Source organism: Thermogutta sp. (genome assembly GCF_039793925.1).
Taxonomy (GTDB): Bacteria; Planctomycetota; Planctomycetia; order Pirellulales; family Thermoguttaceae; genus Thermogutta.
In genome coordinates this window covers 1-1342 of record NZ_JBAMME010000102.1, presented here as the reverse complement: position 1 = coordinate 1342, position 1342 = coordinate 1, and the positions used below count along the sequence as shown (strand labels likewise).

Below are 1342 nucleotides of genomic sequence, written 5' to 3'. Positions count from 1 at the left end.
AGTCCTCCAAAGAGCGGTCCGATTCCTTCGCTATCGTCCCGGATCTCTTGACCGACGAGGCAGAACTGTGGGCCGCCAGATTCGATGATGATTGGATTCCCCTGATCGTCGTGGAACGCGATGCAGAAGGGAGTGGCTTCAGATAGCTCGAAGAAATGCGCCAGGTAGCCATCCAGAAAAACAGGCTCTGGCGTTGTGGGCGCAGTGCCCGCCTTTTCTTCGTCTCTCTGCCAGGTCTCCGGAACAATGACGAGGTATGAACCCAACGAGACTTGCTTGACCTTCCGGCCCTGATCCCGGCCGCTGCTTAGTTTGAATACCTGCCAGTCCTCATCACCCAGGGGAATCTTGATTGGCTGATCGGCGGTATCGCCCCCAATCTGCACCTCGACAGGGGCGTTCAACATAGCGAGTGGCCAGCATCCAGCCTGTGAACTGTCTTCGGACAAAGGCTCGCCAGCCTGTGTGACGGATACGCTGCTGGCTCGAGCAAGGTCATCTGGAATCTCCACACCAACGACCCACTCACGTGCCCTTTGCCAGCATACGATTTCAGGCCGTAAGGAGCGGGATGGTTTCCTTTTCGTGTCTTCCCCTCCCTCTTTGGACGAGGTGGAGCGCGGCCTGCCGCCTCGGTCCGCGGGAGAAGGCGTCTTCCGCCTTCTCTTTGGCTGAGGTTGTGTCTCCTCTGGGACAAAACCACGCTGGCGGTCAGGTTCCAGCTCCCCGGGAGATTCGTCGGAAGTCGGAGGGGACGGCACGCCTGTGACTGGAAGCGTTTTATCCAGGCTCTCCGTGGGCTCGCCACTACACGGTGGGGTGGGAGGCTGCGGCGGAGGACGAAGAGAGGAGCCATTCTCCCCAGTCGGCTCGATTACCGTTCCACTGTCTATATCGTGTTGGTCTTTTATGCGATCTTGCTTCAGAGTACCAGCCACTTTGTCGGAGGCAGTCGCTTCGGCCCCGCCAGGAGATTTTGCTGTGTTGTCCTGGGACTCGTGTGCGCCGCCCCAGTTTGGTTCGCGGTTCTCCTCGCCCGCCGGCGGAGAAGCCGGTGGCCAAGCGGTGACCACAGTTTCGTCTCCTGTCCTTTCGGGCTTCGCAGTCCCTGCAATTCTCGTGCTTACCATTAGGGCAGCCCGTCTGATCCAACGAAGGACACCCGCCACATGGTGCAGTAGTCGCCGAATCATGCCTACCCCTCCTCCATCCTGGAGACGCTCAGGTGGGCTTCAAAGTCGAAGCGGCAGCTACGGGCATAGCCAGCAAACTCCGCGCGGTTAGCTCCCTCGGCGCTCGCGAACTGGCCGAGGAAGTACTCGTAGACCCGTCCGAGGATGTC

The 1342-nt window shown here is 59.8% G+C and carries 1 protein-coding gene; it reads right to left on the bottom strand.

What is annotated here, in order from left to right:
- Positions 1-407, bottom strand: a 407-nt coding sequence (locus ABJK56_RS03830) for a hypothetical protein (protein ID WP_347243344.1), incomplete at its 3' end; no start/stop codon positions are given.
- Between the last annotated feature and the right edge of the window lie 935 nt (positions 408-1342).